Consider the following 21,935-nt stretch of genomic DNA (forward strand, 5'->3'; position numbering starts at 1 on the left):
GATAGTGCACGCCCTTCGCCCGCTGCTTCGCAAGTCCCTGTTCAACCTGTTCGCTGCGGCCCTCGCGTCCGCCGCGCTGCTTGCGCCGCGCGCGGCGAGCGCCGAAGCACTGCTGCTGATCGAAGCCGACAGCGGCAAGGTGCTGCAGGCGGAGAACGCGACCATTCCCTGGTATCCTGCCTCCGTCACCAAGATCATGACAGCCTATGTGACCCTGAAGGCGGTGAAGGACGGCAGGCTCACGCTCGACACGCTGCTCACGGTGTCGCCGACGGCGGCTTCGCAATCGCCGTCGAAGATGGGGTTCCGTCCGGGAACGCAGCTCACCGTCGACAACGCTCTGAAGATGATGATGGTGAAGTCGGCGAACGACATGGCCGTGGTGCTCGCCGAAGGCGTCGGCGGCTCGATCGACGGCTTCTCGGCGATGATGAACGACACCGCGCAGAAGCTCGGCATGACGCAGACGAGCTACGTCAATCCGAACGGCCTGCCCGCCGACGGCCAGATCACGTCCGCGCGCGACCTCGGCATTCTCGCGCGCTCGTTCCTGCGCGACCTGCCGGAATACGAATACTTCGTGCACATCCCGGCGATCCGCTTCGGCAAGCGCGTGACCGGCAATTTCAACAAGCTGATCGGCCGCTACCCCGGCGCCGACGGTTTCAAGACCGGCTTCATCTGCGCCTCCGGCTACAATCTCGTGGCGTCGGCCACGCGCAACGGCCGCCGGCTGATCGCCGTCGTGCTCGGCGCCAACTCCGGCACTGCGCGTGCCGTGAAGGCGGCGCAGCTGCTCGAGCGCGGCTTCAGCCAGGACAACCTCACCTGGCTCCGCCCCTCGCTCGGCACCGTCGACAGGCTGGTGCCGGTCGACGCCTCGCCGCCGAACCTGCGCGAGGACATGTGCGGCGGTCATCGCAAGCGGCCGGCCAGCGACGATGACGACGCGCTGATCGCCACCAATGGCGGCACGTCCGGATCGGCCTCCGCCACCGGCGGCGAAGCCCAGGTGACCTTCTTCACCGCGGGCCTTCAGCCGCCCCTGATGAAGGCCTCCGAGCTGATGGCCACGGCGCCCGCGGCGGCCGAGCCCGTGCTGGTCTATACCGGCCCGACCCGCACCGGCACCGCCCTGATCGCGGCGGTCGCGGCCGATGCCGACCAGCAGGCCACGCCAAAGCCGCGTGGCAAGAAGTCGCGCGTCGCCAGGAAGCCTGATGCGGCCGACAAGCCAGCCGACAAGCCGAAGGATGCCAAGACGGCGGCGGCAAAGCCGGATGCCGCCAAGCCTGCCGCCAAGAGCGATACCAAGTCCGCGGCGAAGCCGGCCGGGACCAAGCACGCCGCGGCCAAGCACGATGCGGCGGCGAAGCCCGCCGAGAAGCCTGCGGCAAGCGGCGATCAGGCGGCCAAGCCCGCCAAGCCCAAGGCCGCGACCAAGCCCGCCGCCAAGCCGGCCAACAACAGTTAACGGCCCCCATCGAAAGCCGCCCCCGCGCTTCGCACCTGCGGCAGAGCGGCTTGCGACAATTCCAGTAGCCACTCCCGGACCTTTGTCCTAAGCCTCGACCGGCTTGCCACCCGTTCCGGCAGGCTCGATACTGGCCGCAATGAGGCAAGCCCGAGACACAACGGGCTCTGGTAAATTGAGGGGAGTTTTCCATGGAGCGCATCTGGCTCAAGCAATATCCGCCCGGCGTGCCTGCTGATATCGAGCCGACCCAATACGCATCGCTGGTCGACCTGCTGGAGGAGAGCTTCGCCAAGTTCGCCGACCGCAAGGCGTTCATCTGCATGGACAAGGCGATCAGCTATCGCGACCTCGACCAGATGTCGCTGGCGCTCGCCGCCTATTTGCAGGGCCGCGGCCTGCAACGTGGCGCCCGCGTCGCGATCATGATGCCGAACGTGCTGCAATATCCGGTCGCGACCGCTGCCGTGCTGCGCGCCGGTTTCGCGGTGGTCAACGTCAACCCGCTCTACACGCCGCGCGAGCTCGAGCATCAGCTCAAGGATTCCGGCGCCGAAGCCATCATCGTGCTGGAGAATTTCGCCCACACGGTCGAGCAGGTGATCGCGAAGACGCAAGTCAAGCACGTCATCGTCGGCAGCATGGGCGACCTGCTCGGCTTCAAGGGCGTGATCGTCAACGTCGTCGTCCGCCGCGTCAAGAAGATGGTGCCGGCCTGGTCGCTGCCGGGCGCGGTGTCCTTCAACGACGCGGTATCGGCCGGTCGCGGCCTGACGTTCAACAAGCCGAAGCTGTCGCCGGGCGACGTCGCCTTCCTGCAATATACCGGCGGCACCACCGGCGTCTCCAAGGGCGCCACCCTGCTCCACCGCAACATCGTCGCCAACGTCTTGCAGAACGACGCCTGGCTCCAGCCGGCACTCGCCGCGCCGCCGCATGTCGATCAGCTCATGATCGTCTGCGCGCTGCCGCTCTATCACATCTTCGCGCTGACGGCCTGCTACCTGCTCGCGGTGCGCGCCGGCGGCTGCAATCTGCTGATCCCCAATCCGCGCGACATCGCGGGCTTCGTCAAGGAGCTGGCGAAGTACCAGGTCAACAGCTTCCCGGCCGTGAACACGCTCTACAACGGCTTGATGCACCATCCCGACTTCAAGAAGCTCGACTTCTCCAAGCTGAAGATCTCGAACGGAGGCGGCATGGCGGTGCAGCGCCCCGTCGCCGAGCAGTGGAAGGCCGTGACCGGCTGCTTCATCGCCGAAGGCTACGGCCTGTCGGAGACCTCGCCGACGCTGACCTGCAACCCCGCGACCACGACCGAGTTCTCGGGATCGATCGGCATCCCCGTGCCTTCGACCTGGATCTCGATCCGCGACGACGACGGCAACGAAGTCCCGCTCGGCCAGCCCGGCGAGATCTGCGCCAAGGGCCCGCAGGTGATGTCGGGCTACTGGAACAGGCCGGAAGAGACCGCCAAGGTGATGACCGCCGACGGCTATTTCCGCACCGGCGACATCGGCGTGATGGACGAGAAGGGCTACACCAAGATCGTCGACCGCAAGAAGGACATGATCCTGGTCTCGGGCTTCAACGTCTATCCGAACGAGATCGAGGAAGTGATCGCCAGCAATCCGGGCGTGCTCGAATGCGCCGTGATCGGCATCCCCGATTCCAAGTCGGGCGAGGCGGTGAAGGCGTTCGTGGTGAAGAAGGATCCCAACCTCACCGCGGAAGCCGTGATCAAGTTCTGCCAGGAGCAACTCACCGGCTACAAGGTGCCGAAGCACATCGAATTCCGCACCGACTTGCCGAAGACCAATGTCGGCAAGATCCTGCGCCGGCAGCTCCGCGACGAGAAGAAGGCAGAGGCGGCGTAAGCCGCGCCTTGGTTCATGACTCTTGGGTTCATGACTGACGTCGGCGACATCACGCCGTCAGGCATTCTCGCCTTCTGGCGCGAGGCCGGCCGCGAGCGCTGGTACAAGCGCAGCGACGCTTTCGACGCGGAGGTCAGGCGTCGCTTTCTTCCGCTATGGAAGCGGGCAACCGCCGGCGAGCTGGCCTCCTGGGAAGAAAGCGACGAGGGCGCGCTCGCGCTCGTCATCGCGCTCGACCAGTTTCCCCGCAACATGTTTCGCGGCACGCCGGAAGCCTTTGCCAGCGACGCGCCGGCGCGCGACGTCGCCCGCCGCGCAATCGCGCGGGGCGTCGATCGCAGGATCGATCCCATCCTGCTCGAATTCCTCTATCTGCCCTTCATGCATTCCGAGCACCTGCCCGACCAGTTGCATTGCGTCGCGCTGTTTCAGAACACCGACAATGCCGAGAACCTGAAATACGCGCGGGAGCACGCCGACATCATCCAGCGGTTCGGCCGCTTTCCCCACCGCAACCGCCTGCTCGACCGCGCCACCACCGAGGAAGAACAGGCCTTCCTCGACGCCGGCGGTTTTGCCGGCTGATGACGTAACGGTGAAGGACCGCGACCCTCGCCGCCAATGTTGTGCCGCGCCGCCGCACGGTCTAAAAAGCGGGACCGATTTTCAGGGAGACTGACGATGGCGATCCAGACTGGCGACAAGCTGCCCGAGGCGAAATTCCGCGTGATGACGACCGAGGGTCCGCAGGTGAAGACCACCGACGACATCTTCAAGGGCAAGAAGGTGGCGCTGTTCGCAGTGCCCGGCGCCTACACCGGCACCTGCCACAAGATGCATCTGCCGAGCATCTTCCTCAACGCCTATGCCATGAAGGACAAGGGCGTCGACACCATCGCTATCGTCTCCGTCAACGACGCTTTCGTCATGAACGCCTGGAAGCGCGATACCGACCAGCGCGACGAAGCCATCTTCCTCGCCGACGGCAATGCCGACTTCGCCAAGGCGATCGGCATGGAGCTGGACGCCTCCGGCAACGGCCTCGGCATCCGCTCCAAGCGCTATTCGATGCTGGTCGAGGACGGCGTGGTCAAGAAGCTGAACCTCGAAGCGATGCCCGGCAAGGTCGAAGTCTCCGGCGGCGATACGCTGCTGGGGCAGCTGTAAGCGCCCAAACGCGCCTGTATCCAAGAATGACGTCATGCCCGGGCTTGTCCCGGGCATCCACGTTCTTGGTCGCGCGCGATAAGGCGTGGATGGCCGGGTCAAGCCCGGCCATGACGAATGGAGAGAGCGAGCCCCCTCGCTATTCGCTGATCCGAGTCTGCGTCCTGGCCTTCACGATCCCGTCCCGCGCCAGCTGATCCGCGCGCTCGTTCTCCGGATGCCCGGCGTGGCCCTTGACCCAGTGCCAGCGGACCTCGTGCTGCTTCAGCGCCGCATCGAGGCGCTGCCATAGCTCGACATTCTTCACCGGCTTCTTGTCGGCGGTGCGCCAGCCGTTGCGCTTCCAGCCGTGGATCCAGCCGGTGATGCCCTGCCGCACATACTGGCTGTCGGTATAGAGATCGACGGTGCACGGCTTCTTCAGCGCTTCGAGCGCGGAGATCGCCGCCATCAATTCCATCTGGTTGTTGGTGGTGTGGCGCTCGCCGCCGTTCAGCTCTTTTTCCTTGTCGCCGAACTTCAGGATCGCGCCCCAGCCGCCGGGCCCGGGATTTCCCGAGCAGGCGCCGTCGGTATAGATCGTGACGATGGGAAGCTCGCTCACGCGACCAGTCCTGACGGCATCAGCCCGTAATCGCGCACGCTGGAAACGCTCTGGTGGAAGCGCAGCTTGCGAAAATATTCCAGCGGGTCCTTGGGCTTGACCAGCGCTCCCTCGGGCACGTTGAGCCAGTCGACCAGCCGCGTCAGCAGGAAGCGGATCGCGGCGCCGCGCGCGAGCAGCGGCAGCGCGGCTTCTTCCGCCTCGGAGAGTTTTCGCACACGGCCATAGGCATTGAGGAAGGCGCGCGCCTTGGTGACGTTGAACGAATGGTCCGGCTCGAAACACCAGGCATTCAGGCAGATCGCGACGTCATAGGCCAGCATGTCGTTGCAGGCGAAGGTGAAGTCGATGATGCCGGAGAGCTTGTCGCCGAGGAAGAAGACGTTGTCGTTGAAGAGATCGGCGTGGATCACGCCTTCAGGCAGATCGGTCGGCCAGACCCCGCTCGAGAGATAGTCGAGCTCGGCGGCGAGAAACGCATGCAGGCCCGGCTGGACCTCATCGGCGCGGCTTGCCGCCGCGTCGAACAACGGCCGCCAGCCGGAGACCGACAGCGCATTGCCACGCTTGATCGCAAAATTGGCGCCGGCCAGATGCATCTTGGCCAGCCCCTCGCCGACGCCGGCGCAATGGGCCACGTTCGGCTTGCGCGGCCAGACGCCTTCGAGAAAGGTGATGATCGCGGCCGGCCGGCCCGACAGCTCGCGCAGCGCCTCGCCGTCCCCGGCCTTCACCGGCAGCGGGCAGGTGACGCCGTGCTCAGCGAGATGCGTCATCAGCGCGAGAAAGAACGGCAGGTCGTTCTTCGCCACGCGCTTCTCATAGAGCGTGAGGATGAACGAGCCTTTGCTGGTGTGCAGCAGGAAGTTGGTGTTTTCGACGCCCTCGGCGATGCCCTTGTAGGAGAGCAATTCGCCGAGATCGTATTGCTTCAGGAAATCCGCAAGCTCGTCGGCGGCAACGTCGGTGTAGACCGCCATAAAGGTCTACTCGGCGGCGGCTTCGGGACGCACCTGGCGCGGCAGCGGGAAGAACTCGTTCTCTTCCGCGGCCGAGACCGTCTCCACATGCAGCGTGTAGCGCTCGGCGAACGCGTCCATGATCTCCTCGACGATCACTTCCGGCGCGGACGCGCCCGCGGTGATGCCGAGGCTCTTGATGTTGCCGAACCTGGTCCAGTCGAGATCGGCGGCGCGCTGCGCCAGCACCGCAATCCCGCAGCCCTCACGCTCGGCGACCTCGCGCAGGCGCTGCGAGTTCGACGAGTTCGGCGCACCGACCACGATCAGCGCGTCAACCACCGGCGCCACCTTCTTCACCGCGAGCTGGCGGTTGGTGGTGGCGTAGCAGATGTCTTCCTTGTGCGGGCCGTTGATATTCGGGAAGCGCTCCTTGAGCAGCGCCACGATCTCCGCGGTGTCGTCGATCGACAGCGTGGTCTGCGTCACGAAGGCGATGTTGTCGGGGTTCTTCGGGACGATCGTCTTGGCGTCCTCGGCGGTCTCGATCAGGGTCACGGCGCCGACCGGAAGCTGGCCGAGTGTGCCGACCACTTCGGGGTGGTGGGAATGGCCGATCAGGAAGATCTCGCGGCCGCGCTTGAAGTGGATCGCGGCCTCGCGGTGCACCTTGGTGACCAGCGGGCAGGTCGCATCCAGCGAGAACAAGTTACGGGAGGTGGCGTCGGCCGGGACCGATTTCGGCACGCCATGGGCCGAGAACACCACCGGCGCGGTGGTGTTTTCCGGGATTTCGGCGAGCTCTTCGACGAAGATCGCGCCCTTCTTCTTCAACCCGTCGACGACGTATTTGTTGTGCACAATCTCGTGGCGAACATAGACGGGGGCGCCGTATTTATCGAGCGCCCGTTCCACGGTGTCGATCGCCCGGACCACCCCGGCGCAGAAGCCGCGGGGAGAACAAAGCACGATCTTGAGGTCTGGTTTGGCTGACATTGAGCGATCTCGGGACCGAATCACCCGTTTCGCCTTCTGGCGGGGGCGGTCAATGGATGGAATTGGGCTTTAATGGGTCTGCTAGGACTTTACAGGCGCTTCCAAGGGAATTGGGCCCCCTTTCGGGCGCTGTCAAGGCACTATCTATAGCAGAACCATTGCGTGGCTAGCCCCTCCGGGCTTATATAGCGCGAATTCCCTGTCATCGCTGATGACCACCGGTTTCGCCTCCAGAGGGGTGGGCGAAGCACAAAGGAGATTTGCCATGAGCAACGCACCTCTGATGCCCAAGGCGACCGCCGTCTGGCTGCTCGACAACACCGCGCTGACCTTCGACCAGGTCGCCGATTTCACCAAGATGCATCCCCTCGAGGTGCGTGCGATCGCCGACGGCGACGCTGCCCAGGGCATCAAGGGCATGGATCCCCTCTCCAACGGCCAGCTGACCCGCGAGGAGATCGAGAAGGGCGAGAAGAACCCGGACTACCGGCTCCGCCTTCAGGAGAGCAAAGTCGTGCTGCCGCCCCAGCCCAAGCGCAAGGGCCCGCGCTACACCCCGGTCTCCCGCCGCCACGAGCGCCCGAGCGCCATCCTCTGGCTGCTGCGCAGCCATCCGGAGCTCAAGGACGCCCAGATCATGCGCCTGGTCGGCACCACCAAGAGCACCATCGCCAGCGTTCGCGACCGCACCCACTGGAACACCTCCCAGCTGACCCCGATCGACCCGGTGACCCTTGGCCTTTGCTCGCAGATCGAGCTCGATTTCGAAGTGGCGCGCGCGGCGAAGGAAAAGCCGATCGACGCATCCTACGGTGGCGCCACCCTGCTGCCGGCCTCCGAGACCACCAAGAAGGACGAGTTCGAGCCGGCGGAGCGATCGAACGACGATCTCAACGTCGACGCCGTATTCGCCAAGCTGAAGACGCTCGGCGGCAAGAAGCAGGACGAGGAGGAGGAGTAGGCCTCCGCCTCCGCTTCAGCTTCGATCGATTGAACGCGGCGGGGAAACCTGCCGCGTTTTTGTTTGTCGCTTCCATCGAGCCAGATTTCCGGACGTCATGCCCGCAAAGGCGGCAAGCCGGGCGATGACGGCGAGTGCTTGGCAGGAGCTTCAGCGACCTCGTCATTGCGAGCGCAGCGAAGCAATCCAGAATCCCACCGCGGAGGCAGTCTGGATTGCTTCGCTGCGCTCGCAATGACGGAGCGCGATCCGCTTGCCGAGCTACTGCAAGAGCGGCATCAGAGGACGGCTCGCGCGAACGGTGAATCAGCCCAGCTCGATCGTGTCGTTGACCTCGTGGACGAGTCTGACGCTGTCGATCGTCAGCACCATCTTCGCGTTGAGCTTCTCATGGCCCTTGATCCGGCCCGCCGCGATCGCATCGCGCACGGCCTTCTCGATCTCGCGCTGCGAGGTGACGCCGACTTGTTTTAGGAATTTACGCAGGCTGGTATTGAACTGGTCCTCGTTCATGACGGCCTCCGTAGACCGGGGCAACTTACGGTCGCTCCGGATGGTTCAGCATGTATTCGCCGAGATCACGCTGGCGGCGATCGGCACGGGCGGTAGCGGCATTGCGCTGGACGTCGCGGTCCTTGCGGCAAGCCACGTATTCCGGCGAGCCTACGGCATAACCGCGGCTCTGGCAGACGGCGTCGTCGTCGTCACCGCCCATCGCCACCGGCGTCTGGTAGCGCGCGGAGCAGGCGGAGAGAGCGACGGCGAGCAGGGAGATGGCTCCATACTGCGCAAGTTTGGCTGACATTGATCGGTCCCGTCTCATTCGTCATTGCCGGGCTTGACCCGGCAATCCATCGAAATCAAGGCAATTGCTTGCCCATTGATGGATGCCCGGGTCAAGCCCGGGCACGACGAGCAGAGGGTAGACTCACACCCTGCCCTTCAGCGCCTCGCCGATCTCGTCCAGCACCTTGGGATCCTCGATCGTGGCCGGCATGGTCCAGGCTTCGCCATCGGCGATCTTCTTGATGGTGCCGCGCAGTATCTTGCCGGAACGCGTCTTCGGCAGGCGGCCGACGGTGATGGCGAGCTTGAAGGCGGCGACGGGGCCGAGCCTGTCGCGCACCAGCGCGACGATCTCCTTTTCGATCTCCGCAGGCGCGCGCTTCACGCCGGCCTTGAGCACCAGGAAGCCGCAGGGCACCTCGCCCTTGATCGCGTCCTTGACGCCGAGCACGGCACATTCGGCGACATCCGGATGCGAGGCCAAAATCTCCTCCATGCCGCCGGTGGAGAGCCTGTGGCCGGCGACGTTGATGATGTCGTCGGTGCGGCCCATCACGAAGACATAGCCGTCCTCATCCTTGTAGCCGGCGTCCGAGGTCTTGTAGTAGCCGGGGAATTCAGTGAGGTAGGCGTCCTTAAAGCGCGCGTCCTGATTCCACAACGTCGGCAGGCAACCCGGCGGCATCGGCAGCTTGATGACGATCGAGCCCATGGTGTTGGGGCCGACGGGCTTTGCGGCTTCGTCGACGACGTCGACCTGGTAGCCCGGCATCGGCACCGTCGGCGAGCCATGCTTCACCGGCAGCATGCCGAGACCGACCGGATTGCCGGCGATGCACCAGCCCGTCTCGGTCTGCCACCAATGGTCGATCACCGGCACCTTGAGCTGCTGCTCCGCCCATTCCACCGTGGGCGGATCGGCGCGCTCGCCGGCGAGGAACAGCGTGCGGAATTGCGACAGGTCGTATTGCCGGATGAACTTGCCTTCCGGATCCTCTTTGCGGATCGCGCGGAACGCCGTCGGTGCGGTGAAGAAGGCGACCGCCTTGTGCTCGCTGATGACGCGCCAGAACGCGCCGGCATCGGGCGTGCCGATTGGCTTGCCCTCATACATGATCGAGGTCGCACCGTGCAGCAGCGGGCCATAGATGATGTAGCTGTGGCCGACCACCCAGCCGATGTCGGAGCCACACCACCAGACCTCGCCCGGCTTGACGCCATAGAGATTGAACATCGACCATTTCACCGCGACGAGATGGCCGCCATTGTCGCGCACGACGCCCTTGGGGATTCCGGTCGTGCCTGAGGTGTAGAGGATGTAGAGCGGATCGGTGGCGGCGACAGGCACGCAAGCGGCCTTCTTGCCGTCGTTCAACGCCTTGCGGCGAAGGCTCGCCCAATCGTAGTCGCGGCCCGGTGTGAGGTCGCAGATGTGCTGGGGACGTTGCAGCACGATGCAGGCCTTCGGCTTCGTGCCCGCAAGCTTGATCGCCTCGTCGAGCAGCGGCTTGTACTGCACGATCCGGCCGGGCTCGATGCCGCAGCTCGCGGAGAGGATGAGTTTCGGCTGCGCGTCGTCGATGCGGGTAGCGAGCTCCTTGGCGGCAAAGCCGCCGAACACCACCGAGTGCACCGCGCCGATGCGCGCGCAGGCGAGCATCGCGACGACGGCCTCCGGCACCATCGGCATATACAGGATGACGCGATCGCCCTTGGCGACGCCAAAATCCTGCATGATGGCGGCGAGCGCCTGCACCTCACCCAATAGCTCGGCATAGGTGAACCTGGTGACCGAGCCCGTCAGCGGCGAATCATGGATCAGCGCGACCTGGTCGGCGCGGCCGCGTTCGACATGGCGGTCGAGCGCGTTGTAGCAGGTGTTGACGACGCCCCCCATGAACCAGCGGCCGTAGACGCCCTGCGAGGCATCGAAGATCGTCTTCGGCGGCTCGATCCAGTCGATCTCCGTGGCCGCCTCGGCCCAGAAGCCCTGGGGATCAGCCAGCGAGCGCGCATGGACCTCGTGATAGAGGCTCGTTCCCTTGACGTTCATCGCCGCGCTCCCGTTCCCTTTTCGCCTGGCCTTGACCTGAGCGACAGGACGAGCGTCCCGCCATGACAGGGATCAAGTGCCGGCGTTGTTTGAGAGGTATTTTCCCGGGAACGGGCCGCGGTTCAAGCTGAAAAGGATGGGCCTTTCGGAGGGAGGGAAGAAAGGCCATCGCGGCAAGCTGGAGCCACGACAAAGGTGAGCCCTCTCCCCCCTTGCGGGGCAGAGCGGGAGAGGGGGTGGCCACGAACTCAGTCTGGAGTTTGTGGCTACCCCTCTCCCTAACCCTCCCCCGCAAGGGGGGAGGGAACGCAGTGTGCGCGTAGAGGCGCCTCAACTCTCCATCGCATTCAGCCGCTGCAACCGATCCTGCATAACCTTCCTCAGATCATAGCCGGGCCGGCCGAAGCTCGCATTCCGCGTGCTGAGGAAATCGCGCTGGGTCTTGCGCAGGTCGCCGGCCGAACGGCCTTTCGTAGCCTTCAGCACGCGCTCATAGGTCTCGGCAATCTGGCGATCGAGCACGCCGAGTTGCGGATCGGCGCAGATCACCTTCTCGACCTCGCGCTTCGCCGTGGCGCAATCAAACGACGGACCGTTGCCGGAATTTGCCGCGAGCGGACGCAGCGGCTCGGCGCCGAACTTCGCGATCTCCGACATCATAGTGCGGCGGCCGTTGGCCGCGTTCTCGTTGCCGGGATCGAGCTTCAGCGCCGTCTCGTAATCGGCCAGCGCCTTCTTGCGCTCGCCCATCTTCTTGTAGAGCACGGCGCGGTTGTTGTAGGTCTGCGCGAAATTCGGATCGATCTTGAGCGCAGCCTCGTAGTCGCTGAGCGCCGCGCCAAGCTCGCCCTTGAGCTGGTAGGAATCGCCGCGGTTGGTGAAGAAGTTCGGCCGCGGCGCCAGCCGCAGCGCCTGGTCGTAGTCGGCGATCGCCTTGTCGTACTCACCCATCGCGGCCAGCGCCAGGCCACGATTGTCGTAATATTCGGGGACCTTCGGATCGAGCCTGATCGCCTCGCCATCATCGGCGACCGCCTTGTCGAGCTGGCCGAGCTTCTTATAGGCCGCGCCACGATTGGTGTAGGCGCGCGGCCGGTTCGGATCGAGCCGCAGCGCCTCGCTGAGATCGCGGATCGCCTTCTCGTTGTCGCCGCCGAGATAATAGTTCACGCCGCGGTCGGACCAGGCCTGCGCATCATCCGGCTTCAGCTTGATCGCCTGATCGTAATCGGCGAGCGCGCGGTCGAGCCGGCGCTGATTGGTGTAGACGACGCCGCGCAGCTCGTAGGCTTCCGCGTCCTGCGGATCGAGTTCGATCGCCTTGCTGAGATCAGCCGCGGCACGGTTGAGATCGCCGCCGGCCTCGCGCAGCAGGTCGCCGCGCAGGCGCCAGGCCTTTGAGTTCTTGCCGTCCAGCGCGATGGCGCGGTCGATATCCCGCAGCGCCTGCGTGAGGCCGCCTGAGGTTCGCGCATTGGCGTCGGCGCGCACCAGCAGCGCGGCGGCGCGGTCGGAGCTCGAATTGGTGGTCTGGTCGATGATGGCGCCGCACACCGTGATCAGTTCTGCAGGAGCGGTCTTGCTGCCCATCGCGCAATCGACGGCAGCAGAGGCCGGGGCGGCGAGGACAAGGCTCATCGCGGCGCTGAGCAGGAAGGCGCGAAGCGGGATTTTGGCAAACGGGAACATTTGCGCGGAAGAACGCGTGCCGCACATCGGGAAGACTCCGTGACATCAGGTGTTCACCATTGTCGCGGCGGGCGAGGAATGGGTTCAATTCGGGCCCGTCAGGGACGCACGGGCGCCTGCACTCCCTCGCCCCGCTTGCGGGGAGAGGCGAAGGAAGCCCTCAATACCCGTCCACCCCGTTGATCCGCTGCAGCCGCTCCTGCATCGCCTTCTTCAGATCATAGCCCGGCCGGCCAAATCCGGCATTGCGGCGGGCAATGAACTCGTCCTGCGCGCGCTGGAGCGCCTTGGCTTCCGCAGGATTGCGCGCCTCCCGGATCACGCGGGCATTCGACGCAAAAATCTCCCGATCGAGATCGGCGAGCTCGCGGTTGGCGCAGATCGCCTTCTCGACGGCCCGGGCCGCACTCTTGCAGTTGAAGCTTGGCTTGCCGGCCACCGCCATCTGCGCGCCGATCCGCTCGAGCTCGCGCGCCATCGCCTTGTGATTGGCCTTGGCCTTCTCGTGATTCGGATCGATCTTCAGCGCGGCGCCGAAATCCTGCACCGCCTTCGGCTTGTCGCCCTTCTTCAGCCAGAGCTCGCCGCGGGCGTTGAACAGGTCGGCCAGGGTCGGATCGAGCTGAAGAGCGCGGCTGTCGTCGGCGATCGCACGGTCGACCTGGTCATGCCGCGCATAAAGCGCGCCGCGCGCGATCAGCGCCTTGACCAAATCCGCCTTGGCCGTCTTCTCGTTGTCGATGACGGAGGCGCAGGCGGAGCCGGCCTTGTCCATGTCGTCGGCGGCAGCAGCAGCGAGGCACGGCGCGACATCGACCTGCACGACGGCGGCGGGCTCGCCGCCGGTCGCGGCATAGGCCGCCCCGAGCGAAACCGCACAGAGCGCCACCACACCGGACAATCGAATGAGATTCTGAGAACGCATGCTTGCTGCAGTCGGAAAGTCTTGGCTTGAATCTTAGCCTGGGTCTTGGCTTGGGTCTTTGGCTTGAGCCTTGCCTTGAGGGTGCACTATCCATCATACGGCCGGATTGGTGCTAGCTTGTGGCACAGCCAAAATCGGTTTCGGGGATCAACGTGTCGACATTCGAATGGATCATCGTGCTTCTGCTCGGCGCCGTTGCATTATCGGCGCTGGCGCGGCGGATCAAGGTCCCCTACCCGACCTTTCTCGCCATCGGCGGCGCGCTGATCGCCTTCGTGCCGAACAGCCCCTCCTGGACGCTCGAACCCGACCTGGCCTTGGCACTTTTTGTCGCACCGGTGCTGATGGATGCCGCCTTCGACACCTCGCTGCGCGATCTCCGCAACAACTGGGTTCCGGTCTCGACCCTGGTGGTCGCCGCGGTCGGCCTGACCACCGTCGGCGTGGCCTTCGTCGCGCACCGGCTGATGCCTGACATGCCCTGGGCCGCCGCGATTGCGCTCGGCGCCATCGTGGCCCCGCCGGATGCCGCGGCAGCGGTTGCAATCCTGAGCCAGGTCAAGCTGCCCTATCGCATGGTGAAGGTGCTGGAGGGCGAGAGCCTGCTCAACGACGCCAGCGCGCTTCTGATCTATCGCATCGCGGTCGGCGCTGTCGTCATGGAGCATCTGAAATGGAGCGAGGTCGCGCCGACGATCGCACTCGGGCTGGTTGGCAGCGTCCTCGCCGGTCTTTTGGCCGGGCGCATCATCCCGCTGTTCCTGGAACGCGTGAAGGAAGCGCCGAGCGCGATCATCGTGCAGTTCGCCACCACCTTCATGGTCTGGATCGCAGCCGAGCATCTCGGCCTCTCCGGCATCCTCACCATCGTCGTCTACGCCATCACCGTCGCGCGCACGGCGGGGGCGCGCATGCCGGCGCGGTTGCGGGTGCCGTCCTATGCGGTCTGGGAGACGATGGTGTTCGTGCTCAACGTGCTCGCCTTCATGCTGATCGGCATGCAGATGCGGCCGATCTGGACGCGGCTCGACGCGGAGGTACGCTGGGAATATTGCGTGGCTGCCGCCTGGATCCTGCTCACGGTGGTCCTGGTGCGGCTCGCCTGGATCACGTTCTACCGCACCACGCTGCGCGTCCTGATCGCGCACGGGCTCTATCATCCGAAGGATCCGAAGCAGGTTGCCTCGCCGAAGGGCGGCCTCATCATCTCTTGGTGCGGCATGCGCGGTCTCGTCACGCTCGCCACCGCCTTCGCCCTGCCGGAAAACTTCCCCTATCGCGACTTCATCGTCTTCATCGCCTTTGCGGTGGTGCTGGGCTCGCTGGTCATCCAGGGCCTGACGCTGCGGCCGCTGATCCTCGCCTTCGGCCTCAAGGACGACGATCCCGTCGGTATCGAGGTCGCGCGCGCCCGCGCAATCGCCTATCGCGCCGCGCTCGATGCGATCGAGGACGATCCGTCGGAGGAAGCGGAAATCCTGCGGCTCGAATACCGCGCCATCCTGATGCAGGCCGACGACGATCCGCACGGCGGCATCGCCAGCGGCGAGTTGCCCGCCGATCCCCTGCGCCGCCGCGCCATCGAGGCCGCGCGCAAATCGATCCTCGGCCTGCGTGACACCGAGGTGATCGGCGACGACGCATTTCACCGGATCGAGGAAGAGCTCGATCGCGCAGAATTGAGCGCGGGGGGATAGCTCGCCGTCGTCCCGGACAAGCGAAGCGCAGATCCGGGACGACAGCGGAGGCGTTGAACCAAACACCGCCTCTCCAGACACATTCCAGATGACGACCTTGATCGACGACCGTCGTGTACGCGCGCGTGATGCGTCGCCTGCACGGTATTTTTATCTCAATATGGCACTGGCCTGCGCGGCCACCGCGTTTCTCGGCTTCGCGCCGACCTATTTCGTACCGCTCGCGCAGCGAACGTTTTCCGCGAGCCCGGTGATTCATTTTCATGGGCTCCTGTTCTTCACCTGGTCTCTCTATTTCGTGATCCAGACCTGGCTCGCGGCGTCGGGCCGCGTGGTCAATCACCGCGCGCTCGGGATTGCCGGCGTGTCGCTTGCGACCGCGATGACGATCTTCGGCTTCCTCGCCTCGGTGCACGTGATGCAGCACGCCGCCGCACTTGGGCAGAAGGATGCCGGCATCGGCTTCTCGATCGTGCCGATGAGCGGCATCGCGTTCTTCGCGGTGGTGTTCGTGCTCGCGATTATCAACACGCGAAAGCCCGAGATTCACAAGCGCCTGATCCTGCTTGCCGCGGTCTCGATCCTCGACGCCGCGATCGCGCGCTGGTTCATTACCTTCCTCGCGCCTCCCGGGCCGCCCGGCCCGCCGCCGGTGCCCGTCACGATCGCCCCGGCGGTGGTCGCCTCGCTCCTGCTCGTCGTCGCCATGGTGCGCGACTGGCGCACCGATGGCCGCGTGCACCCGGTCTACATTTACGGCACGCTCGCGCTGCTGGCGGTAAAGGTGCTGAACTGGCCGATCAGCGAGAGTGCCGCGTGGCATTCGTTTGCCGGCGGGATTCTGGCGCTGGCGCAATAGTCACCGCTGTCGTCCCGGACAAGCGCAGCGCAGATCCGGGACCCATAACAACAGGCCGGCGTGGCTACGAAGACTCGGAGTTATAACTTAGCAAAACAACTCTGTCCTGTGGTTATGGGTCCCGGGTTCGCGCCTTGCGCGCCCCGGGACGACGGTGGAGTATGATGCGCCTTAAGCCCCCGCCTTGCACGTGATCCCGCCGTCCACCACCAGCTCGATTCCCGTCACATATTTCGACTCGTCCGACGCCAGGAACAGCGCGGCATTGGCGACGTCCCAGGCCTCGCCCATGTGCCCCATCGGCACCTGCGCATCGCGGGCGCGCCACATCGCCTCGACGTCGCCCTTGGCGTAGCTATTCGCGAGACCCGCGGAATGCTCCACCATCGGCGTCTTCATCAGGCCGGGCAGGACTGCATTCACCCGCACATGGTTCTTCGCGAACTCGATCGCGGTGGAGCGCGTCAGCTGGTTCATCGCGGCTTTGCTGGCGTTGTAGCTGACATAGGAAATCCCGACATGCCGGATCGAGGCGATCGAGGAGATGTTGATGATCGAGCCACCGCCCTGCTTCACCATCACGGGGACGACGTGCTTCATGGCGAGATAGGCGCTCTTGAGGTTGACGTTGAAGACGCGGTCCCAGCTCTCCTCGGCCACCTCGACCACGCTGCCCATCTCGGCGATGCCGACATTGTTGTCGAGCACGTCGATGCGGCCGAAAGCCTTCAGGCACGCCGCGACCATCGCCTCGATCTCGCTCGCGCGCGAGACGTCCGCGGTGAAGGCGGTCGCCTTGCCGCCCTCATCCGTGATGATCTTTGCGGTCTCTTCGGCCGCGGCCCCGTTGCGGTCGACGCAAAACACCTGCGCTCCCTCGCGCGCGAAGGTCACGGCGGTCGCCTTGCCGTTGCCCCAACCCGGCCCGATCGAGCCGGCGCCCACCACCATCGCAACCTTGCCCTTGAGCCGATCCATCGCATTTCTCCCTTGCTGTTGTTCTTGTAGCCCGGATGGAGCGCAGCGTAATCCGGGGCGACTGTTCCCGGATTGCGCTTCGCTTCATCCGGGCTACGGATCGTTGCAGATCTTCATCGTCGTGACGTTAGCACCAATGGGATGCCCGACAATCTCCGAAAGCGTCCGGCACTTTCCGTCATGGCATAGCCGCCATTCACCGGCCGCACCGGAATTACCCAGCACGACCTCCGGTATCGGCGCGCGCGCGGGTCTCCATTGAAACCAGCCGTCGACCAGTCGTGCCTCGGGCGGCGGCTCCATGCCGGGGCCGGTGCCTTTGACCCGCGCCTGCACCAGCTCGAGGCCGGCAGGCGTGACGTGCCAGTCTTCCTGCCAGTCGACCTTCGCGATCGAATGCGTCCACACCAGCGTGAAGGCGGAAAGCGCGAGCGCTTTCACGCCTGAAGCTGTTGCGAAGCAGAGGCTCACGCCGCTTCGACGATGGCCGGCGGACGCTGCCGCCATTGCCACAGCACGAGCGCGGCGGAGAGCAGGAAGCCGGCGGTATCGCTGAAGGCGAAATCGCCGAGCAGGCACAGCGCGGCGCCGAGCGCGACCACGCGCTCGATCAAAGTCAGCCGCGTGAACAGGAAACCGATCGCGACCATGCCGAACAGGCCGATCGCCACCAGCGCCTTCAGGGTCGCGAGCGCCACCGCGCCGTAGAAGCCGAGCTTGGCCGCCATGGGGTCGCCGGCCTGGAGCATCAGCGCCGGGGAATAGACGAAGATGAACGGAATGACGTAGCCGGCGAGCGCGATGCGCATCGCCTCCCAGCCGATCTTGTCCGGGTTTTCTTTCGCGATCGGCGCCGCCGCGAGTGCTGCGAGTGCCACCGGCGGCGAGAGGTCGGCCATGATGCCGTAATAGAACGCGAACATGTGGCTCGCGATCAAGGGCACGCCGAGCTTCGCCAGCGCGGGTGCCGCGAGCGCAGCGGTGATGATGTAGGTCGGGATGGTCGGAATGCCGGTGCCGAGCAGGATCGACAGCAGCATGGTCATGATCAGCGCCAGGAACAGGCTCTTCTCGCCGAGCCCGATCACCCAGCTGCCAAAAATCGTGCCGACGCCGGTCTGCGACATCATGCCGATGATGACGCCGACGATGGCACAGGCCATGCCGACGGTGATGGCGGATTTGGCGCTTTCGGCGAGCGCATCGCGGCACTCGCGCAGGGCCTTGAACCCGCCGCGCACGAACGCGGTGATCACGATCAGGCCGACGACGACGCTCGCGACCGGCACGATCTGGAGGCCGTCGCGCGATAGTGCGGCAACGACCAGCGCGAGCCCGATCCAGAAGATGTAGCGGATCACCATCGACGAGGCGCCGGCGGTAATGCTGGCCCCAAGGATCAGCGTCACCGTCAGTGCGAGGCCCATGCTGCCGGCATAGAGCGGCGTAAAGCCTTCGAACAGCATGTAGACGAGAGCGGCAAGCGGCAGCACGAGGTACCAGCGCGTCACCAGCGCCTTCCAGGCGCTCGGGATCTCCGAGCGCTTCATGCCAACGAGACCGTGCTTGCCGGCTTCCAGATGCACCATCCAGAAGGCGGACGCGAAATAGAGGATGGCGGGGATCGCCGCCGCCTTCACGATTTCCGAGTATTGGACGCCGAGCGTCTCCGCCATGATGAAGGCGACCGCGCCCATCACCGGCGGCATGATCTGGCCGCCCATCGAGGCCGTCGCCTCGACGCCCGCCGCAAACGCGCGGCGATAGCCGAACTTGATCATCAGCGGAATCGTGAACTGGCCGACGGTGACGACGTTGGCGACGCCGGAGCCGGAGATCGTGCCCATCATGCCCGAGGCGAACACTGCGACCTTGGCGGGGCCGCCGCGGGTCCGGCCAAATAGCCCAAGGGAAACGTCAGTGAAGAGCTGGATCATGCCGGCGCGTTCCAGGAACGAGCCGAACAGGATGAACAGGAAGATGTAGGTGGCGGAGACGTAGATCGGAACGCCGTAAAAACCTTCGGTGCCGAACGACAGATGCGTGACGATCTGGTCGAAATCATAGCCGCGATGGTTGAGCGGCGACGGAAGGTACTGCCCGAAGAACCAGTAGAGAAGACACGCGCCGCACATCAGCGGCAGCGCCGCACCCATCAGGCGCCGCGTGCCCTCGAAGATCAGCGCCGCGAGAAGGGTGCCGACCGCGAGATCGAGCCGCGTCGGATCGCCGTCGCGCGCGATCAGGTCGGCATAGAAGATCCATTGGTAGAGGCCGCAGAAGAAGCCCGCGGCGCCGATCACCCAGCCGAGCGTACGGCCAACATCGCTCTTCGCGGTGAAGTTGGCGATCAGGCCGAAGGTAAGGAGAACGAGGAAGCCGACATGGACGCCGCGCACCACCTGGCTCGGCAGATAGTTGAAGGCGGCGACATAGAGCTGGAAGGTGGCGAAGGCAATGCCGATCCAGTAGGCGAGAGTGCCCCACCAGCCCGGACCAAAACCTTCCGGAAAACCGTGCTCGAAATTGTCGAATTCAACCTTGATAGGCCCTGCGGAGCCCTCTACCTGCAACATCGATATGTCCCCGAGCCCTTATGGTGCGTCATTATAACATTGGCAGTGCCACCGCACGCGTCATGGCCGGGCTTGTCCCGGCCATCCACGGCCTACGGTGCGCCAAGAACGTGGATGCCCGGGACAAGCCCGGGCATGACGACACGAATGGAGCTGATCTTACTTGATCAGCCCTTTTTCCTTGTAATAGCGGATCGCGCCGGGGTGCAGCGGAACCGGGCTGCCGGTGGCGGCCGTCTCGAGCTTGATCTCCTTGCCCGCGGCATGGGCGTTCTGCAATTCGGGCAGCGACTCGAAGATCAGCTTGGTCATCTGGTAGGCGAGGTCGTCCGACACCGCGGAGCTGGTTACGAGATAGTTCACCACCGCCGCCGTCGGAACGTCCTTGTCCTGGCCGGTGTAGGTATTGGCCGGAATGATCGCCGAGATGAAGGGCGGGCCGATCTTGTCGATGGTCTCCTTCGGCACCGACACCACCGTGATCGGGATCGAGGTCGAGAGATCCTTCAGCGAGGCGACGCCCAGGCCGGCCGACTGGAGGGTCGCACCGAGCTGGCGGTTCTTCATGAGGTCGACGGACTCGGCGAACGGCAGATATTCGACCTTGCCGAGATCCTTGTAGCTCATGCCGGCGGCGTTGAGGATCGCGCGGGAGTTGAGCTCGGTGCCCGACTTCGGTGCGCCCACCGACAGGCTCTTGCCCTTGAGGTCCGCGAGCGTCTTGATGCCGCTCTCGGCGGTCGCGACGATCTGGATGTAGTTCGGATAGATCGCGCCGATGGTCCTGAGCTTGTCGAGCTTGGCCTTGAAGCCGGCTTCCTCGTCGCCGTCCCAGGCGGCCTTGAGCGAGTCACCCAGCGTGAACGCGATTTCGCCGCGGCCCTGCTGGAGCAGGATCAGGTTCTCAACCGACGCCTTGGTGGCCTGCACCTGCGTCTTCACGTTCGGAATCTTGTCGCCGTAGATCTTCCCGATCGCGACTCCGAGCGGATAGTAGACGCCGGAGGTGCCGCCGGTCAGCACGTTGATGAAGGATTGCGCATGCGCGCAAGGTGCCGACGCCGCCAGGGCAAGAGCCGCGGCCGCGCCGAAAATCGTCCGTTTCATGGTTGTTGTACTCCCCAAACCGGCCGGGAAATTGGCCGGATGGGGGAAGCGGGTCAACCCATCCAAAAGTCACAACAGGACTGCGGTAAACGGCTGACCCGGCTCGATTTTTGGGGAACCCTTGAGGGTGCGGCGAGGTGGCGCAGTCAGGGTCTGGCGCGTGTCGCGCCGTCGCCGGCAAGCCCCACGGTCAAGCCCTCACTGGAAGGTCATGTCCAGACACTTGGAGATGTCGGAGCCGAGGCCGGAGGAGATGATGATGCAGCCGCGCACCTTCTGCGCGGTGACGTCGGCGGCCCAGACCGAATAGCCGCCGGGGCCGAAGAACGAGTTGGTATTCGGCGGTTCGGTCTCGGTCGCGTCGAAATCGTATTTGCCGTCGGTCTCGAAGATGCGCGGCTTCTTGGTGCAGCCGCCGTCGGTCTGGACGTTGATGACTTCCTTGTTGTCGCGAGTCAGCGCCAGCGAGACCTGGCAGCGGAAATATTCCGAGGTCTTGGTATTGAACAGGTAGGTGTAGGATTTGCAGGTCGCGGTGTTGAGCTTGCCCGGGGCGAGGCCACGGCTGCACGAAATCCGCTGGTTGTGGCTGAGCTGGTAGTCATCGGCCCGGGCGGCGGGTGCCAGCGCCGTCGCCAACAGCGCGGCGGCTGAGCAGGCTTTCACGACATGGTTCATCCGAATCATCCCCCTACCAATATTTTTGTCGAATTGCGTTCTAGACTGAAAGCGGAACATAGTCGCGCGGGGACGAAGGGAAAATCACAAACTGCTGGGCAGGACGTGATGCGCTGCGGCGCTTTCGCAAATTGACCTGTAAACGCCGTTCGTGATTTGTTCAAGATGGCAACCCCAATGATGGGGAGGATGGGATGATGGCATTTTCAACGAAGACATTTGCACTTGCACTCACAGCAACGCTCGGCGCATTCAGCGCACCCGCATTGGCGCAGACCGCGGCAACGCCCTGGGAGCTCAAGCCCGACACCGGCTATGCCTATGACAAGGACGGTAAGACCTTCTCCTACAAGATGGGCACCAGCAATGCCGGTGAACTCCTGAAGGGCGCCAAGAAGGTGCCGAAAGGCACGCTGTTCTTCATCGGCCACAACGGCCAGCTCTACATGCGCAGCGGCCCGTATCTCGAAGGCGACGGCAAGTTCAAGTTCGGGTCGGATCAGTAATCCCTCTTTGTCGTCCCGGGGCGCGCGAAGCGCGAACCCGGGA

At 64.7% G+C, this 21,935-nt stretch carries 21 protein-coding genes; 8 read left to right on the forward strand and 13 right to left on the reverse strand.

From position 1 onward, the window contains the following. Positions 1–4: 4 nt before the first annotated feature. The 4 genes from QJT78_RS22485 to QJT78_RS22500 all read left to right on the forward strand — a co-directional run bounded on the left by QJT78_RS22485 (position 5) and on the right by QJT78_RS22500 (position 4,518). The gene (locus tag QJT78_RS22485; RefSeq protein WP_028147368.1) at positions 5–1,474 is read left to right on the forward strand and encodes a D-alanyl-D-alanine carboxypeptidase family protein; all 1,470 of its coding nucleotides are present in this window, start codon (positions 5–7) and stop codon (positions 1,472–1,474) included. A gap of 191 nt (positions 1,475–1,665) precedes the next feature. Continuing rightward, positions 1,666–3,351 (forward strand): long-chain fatty acid--CoA ligase, encoded by a 1,686-nt coding sequence (locus QJT78_RS22490; RefSeq protein WP_028147369.1) that lies wholly within the window; start codon positions 1,666–1,668, stop codon positions 3,349–3,351. Positions 3,352–3,381: 30 nt separating this feature from the next. Next, entirely contained in the window at positions 3,382–3,936 is a 555-nt protein-coding gene (locus QJT78_RS22495; protein WP_038943715.1) for a DUF924 family protein, read from the forward strand. A 96-nt stretch (positions 3,937–4,032) separates the two neighbouring features. Beyond that, positions 4,033–4,518 carry a peroxiredoxin gene (locus QJT78_RS22500; protein ID WP_038943714.1) on the forward strand — a complete coding sequence of 162 codons (486 nt, stop codon included), beginning with the start codon at positions 4,033–4,035 and terminating at the stop codon, positions 4,516–4,518. Between the two features lie 139 nt (positions 4,519–4,657). Here the strand turns inward: QJT78_RS22500 and rnhA are convergent, their stop codons facing one another. Genes rnhA through ispH form a run of 3 tightly spaced genes read right to left on the reverse strand, consistent with a single transcriptional unit; the run spans position 4,658 to position 7,077 of the window. Continuing rightward, positions 4,658–5,122, reverse strand: coding sequence for a ribonuclease HI (rnhA, locus tag QJT78_RS22505; protein WP_028147371.1), 465 nt, complete (start codon positions 5,120–5,122; stop codon positions 4,658–4,660). Continuing rightward, positions 5,119–6,102: a homoserine kinase gene (locus tag QJT78_RS22510; RefSeq protein ID WP_028147372.1), complete on the reverse strand. Its 984-nt coding sequence runs from the start codon at positions 6,100–6,102 to the stop codon at positions 5,119–5,121. Before QJT78_RS22510 ends, rnhA begins: the two co-directional genes overlap by 4 nt. A 6-nt stretch (positions 6,103–6,108) precedes the next feature. Then, on the reverse strand, positions 6,109–7,077 hold the full coding sequence (gene ispH / locus QJT78_RS22515; RefSeq protein ID WP_028147373.1) for a 4-hydroxy-3-methylbut-2-enyl diphosphate reductase: 969 nt from the start codon (positions 7,075–7,077) through the stop codon (positions 6,109–6,111). Positions 7,078–7,342: 265 nt separating this feature from the next. Here ispH and QJT78_RS22520 point away from each other — a divergent pair, with 265 nt between their 5' ends. Further along, positions 7,343–8,038 carry a cell cycle transcriptional regulator TrcR gene (locus QJT78_RS22520; RefSeq protein ID WP_028147374.1) on the forward strand — a complete coding sequence of 232 codons (696 nt, stop codon included), beginning with the start codon at positions 7,343–7,345 and terminating at the stop codon, positions 8,036–8,038. Positions 8,039–8,344: 306 nt separating this feature from the next. Here the strand turns inward: QJT78_RS22520 and QJT78_RS22525 are convergent, their stop codons facing one another. From QJT78_RS22525 to QJT78_RS22545, 5 genes are all read right to left on the reverse strand, one after another. Continuing rightward, positions 8,345–8,551 carry a DUF6494 family protein gene (locus QJT78_RS22525; protein ID WP_028147375.1) on the reverse strand — a complete coding sequence of 69 codons (207 nt, stop codon included), beginning with the start codon at positions 8,549–8,551 and terminating at the stop codon, positions 8,345–8,347. Between the two features lie 25 nt (positions 8,552–8,576). Then, a complete protein-coding gene (locus tag QJT78_RS22530) occupies positions 8,577–8,843 on the reverse strand; it encodes a hypothetical protein (protein ID WP_049807703.1) in 267 nt (88 codons plus the stop codon). A 123-nt stretch (positions 8,844–8,966) separates the two neighbouring features. Then, positions 8,967–10,877, reverse strand: coding sequence for a propionyl-CoA synthetase (locus QJT78_RS22535; RefSeq protein ID WP_028147377.1), 1,911 nt, complete (start codon positions 10,875–10,877; stop codon positions 8,967–8,969). Between the two features lie 330 nt (positions 10,878–11,207). Beyond that, a complete protein-coding gene (locus QJT78_RS22540) occupies positions 11,208–12,593 on the reverse strand; it encodes a tetratricopeptide repeat protein (protein ID WP_028147378.1) in 1,386 nt (461 codons plus the stop codon). 133 nt (positions 12,594–12,726) lie between these two features. Next, positions 12,727–13,491, reverse strand: a complete 765-nt coding sequence (locus QJT78_RS22545) for a tetratricopeptide repeat protein (protein ID WP_049807702.1) — start codon at positions 13,489–13,491, stop codon at positions 12,727–12,729. Between the two features lie 119 nt (positions 13,492–13,610). On the opposite strand from QJT78_RS22545, the gene QJT78_RS22550 reads away from it, so the two are divergent. Both QJT78_RS22550 and QJT78_RS22555 read left to right on the forward strand, forming a co-directional pair. Beyond that, a complete protein-coding gene (locus QJT78_RS22550) occupies positions 13,611–15,188 on the forward strand; it encodes a sodium:proton antiporter (RefSeq protein ID WP_080586630.1) in 1,578 nt (525 codons plus the stop codon). Positions 15,189–15,276: 88 nt separating this feature from the next. Further along, complete coding sequence (locus tag QJT78_RS22555) at positions 15,277–16,047, forward strand: hypothetical protein (RefSeq protein ID WP_028147381.1); 771 nt, start codon at positions 15,277–15,279, stop codon at positions 16,045–16,047. Positions 16,048–16,218: 171 nt separating this feature from the next. On the opposite strand, the gene QJT78_RS22560 is transcribed toward QJT78_RS22555, so the two are convergent. The 5 genes from QJT78_RS22560 to QJT78_RS22580 form a co-directional block, all read right to left on the reverse strand. Then, complete coding sequence (locus tag QJT78_RS22560) at positions 16,219–17,025, reverse strand: glucose 1-dehydrogenase (RefSeq protein WP_028147382.1); 807 nt, start codon at positions 17,023–17,025, stop codon at positions 16,219–16,221. 93 nt (positions 17,026–17,118) lie between these two features. Beyond that, on the reverse strand, positions 17,119–17,532 hold the full coding sequence (locus QJT78_RS22565) for a DUF1850 domain-containing protein (protein ID WP_049807701.1): 414 nt from the start codon (positions 17,530–17,532) through the stop codon (positions 17,119–17,121). After that, positions 17,493–19,601, reverse strand: a complete 2,109-nt coding sequence (locus QJT78_RS22570; protein ID WP_028147384.1) for a TRAP transporter permease — start codon at positions 19,599–19,601, stop codon at positions 17,493–17,495. The genes QJT78_RS22565 and QJT78_RS22570 overlap by 40 nt, the downstream gene beginning before the upstream one ends. A 159-nt stretch (positions 19,602–19,760) precedes the next feature. Next, positions 19,761–20,708, reverse strand: a complete 948-nt coding sequence (locus QJT78_RS22575; RefSeq protein ID WP_281460296.1) for a TAXI family TRAP transporter solute-binding subunit — start codon at positions 20,706–20,708, stop codon at positions 19,761–19,763. Between the two features lie 198 nt (positions 20,709–20,906). After that, positions 20,907–21,386 carry a hypothetical protein gene (locus tag QJT78_RS22580; RefSeq protein WP_028147386.1) on the reverse strand — a complete coding sequence of 160 codons (480 nt, stop codon included), beginning with the start codon at positions 21,384–21,386 and terminating at the stop codon, positions 20,907–20,909. A 197-nt stretch (positions 21,387–21,583) separates the two neighbouring features. Here QJT78_RS22580 and QJT78_RS22585 point away from each other — a divergent pair, with 197 nt between their 5' ends. Further along, a complete protein-coding gene (locus tag QJT78_RS22585) occupies positions 21,584–21,892 on the forward strand; it encodes a hypothetical protein (RefSeq protein ID WP_028147387.1) in 309 nt (102 codons plus the stop codon). The last annotated feature ends 43 nt before the right edge of the window (positions 21,893–21,935 follow it).

The sequence above is a fragment of the Bradyrhizobium sp. Mp27 genome (assembly GCF_029953005.1).
Classification (GTDB): Bacteria; Pseudomonadota; Alphaproteobacteria; order Rhizobiales; family Xanthobacteraceae; genus Bradyrhizobium; species Bradyrhizobium barranii.

Bases quoted from the DNA above. Each gene is read 5' to 3' on its own strand.
- QJT78_RS22540 (WP_028147378.1), bottom strand. From the start codon at position 12,593: ATGTGCGGCACGCGTTCTTCCGCGCAAATGTTCCCGTTTGCCAAAATC.
- QJT78_RS22490 (WP_028147369.1), top strand. From the start codon at position 1,666: ATGGAGCGCATCTGGCTCAAGCAATATCCGCCCGGCGTGCCTGCTGAT.
- QJT78_RS22495 (WP_038943715.1), top strand. From the start codon at position 3,382: ATGACTGACGTCGGCGACATCACGCCGTCAGGCATTCTCGCCTTCTGG.
- QJT78_RS22530 (WP_049807703.1), bottom strand. From the start codon at position 8,843: ATGTCAGCCAAACTTGCGCAGTATGGAGCCATCTCCCTGCTCGCCGTC.
- QJT78_RS22520 (WP_028147374.1), top strand. From the start codon at position 7,343: ATGAGCAACGCACCTCTGATGCCCAAGGCGACCGCCGTCTGGCTGCTC.
- QJT78_RS22580 (WP_028147386.1), bottom strand. From the start codon at position 21,386: ATGAACCATGTCGTGAAAGCCTGCTCAGCCGCCGCGCTGTTGGCGACG.
- QJT78_RS22565 (WP_049807701.1), bottom strand. From the start codon at position 17,532: ATGGCGGCAGCGTCCGCCGGCCATCGTCGAAGCGGCGTGAGCCTCTGC.
- QJT78_RS22500 (WP_038943714.1), top strand. From the start codon at position 4,033: ATGGCGATCCAGACTGGCGACAAGCTGCCCGAGGCGAAATTCCGCGTG.
- QJT78_RS22560 (WP_028147382.1), bottom strand. From the start codon at position 17,025: ATGGATCGGCTCAAGGGCAAGGTTGCGATGGTGGTGGGCGCCGGCTCG.
- ispH (WP_028147373.1), bottom strand. From the start codon at position 7,077: ATGTCAGCCAAACCAGACCTCAAGATCGTGCTTTGTTCTCCCCGCGGC.
- QJT78_RS22545 (WP_049807702.1), bottom strand. From the start codon at position 13,491: ATGCGTTCTCAGAATCTCATTCGATTGTCCGGTGTGGTGGCGCTCTGT.
- QJT78_RS22535 (WP_028147377.1), bottom strand. From the start codon at position 10,877: ATGAACGTCAAGGGAACGAGCCTCTATCACGAGGTCCATGCGCGCTCG.
- QJT78_RS22555 (WP_028147381.1), top strand. From the start codon at position 15,277: ATGACGACCTTGATCGACGACCGTCGTGTACGCGCGCGTGATGCGTCG.
- QJT78_RS22585 (WP_028147387.1), top strand. From the start codon at position 21,584: ATGGCATTTTCAACGAAGACATTTGCACTTGCACTCACAGCAACGCTC.
- QJT78_RS22575 (WP_281460296.1), bottom strand. From the start codon at position 20,708: ATGAAACGGACGATTTTCGGCGCGGCCGCGGCTCTTGCCCTGGCGGCG.
- QJT78_RS22510 (WP_028147372.1), bottom strand. From the start codon at position 6,102: ATGGCGGTCTACACCGACGTTGCCGCCGACGAGCTTGCGGATTTCCTG.
- QJT78_RS22570 (WP_028147384.1), bottom strand. From the start codon at position 19,601: ATGTTGCAGGTAGAGGGCTCCGCAGGGCCTATCAAGGTTGAATTCGAC.
- QJT78_RS22525 (WP_028147375.1), bottom strand. From the start codon at position 8,551: ATGAACGAGGACCAGTTCAATACCAGCCTGCGTAAATTCCTAAAACAA.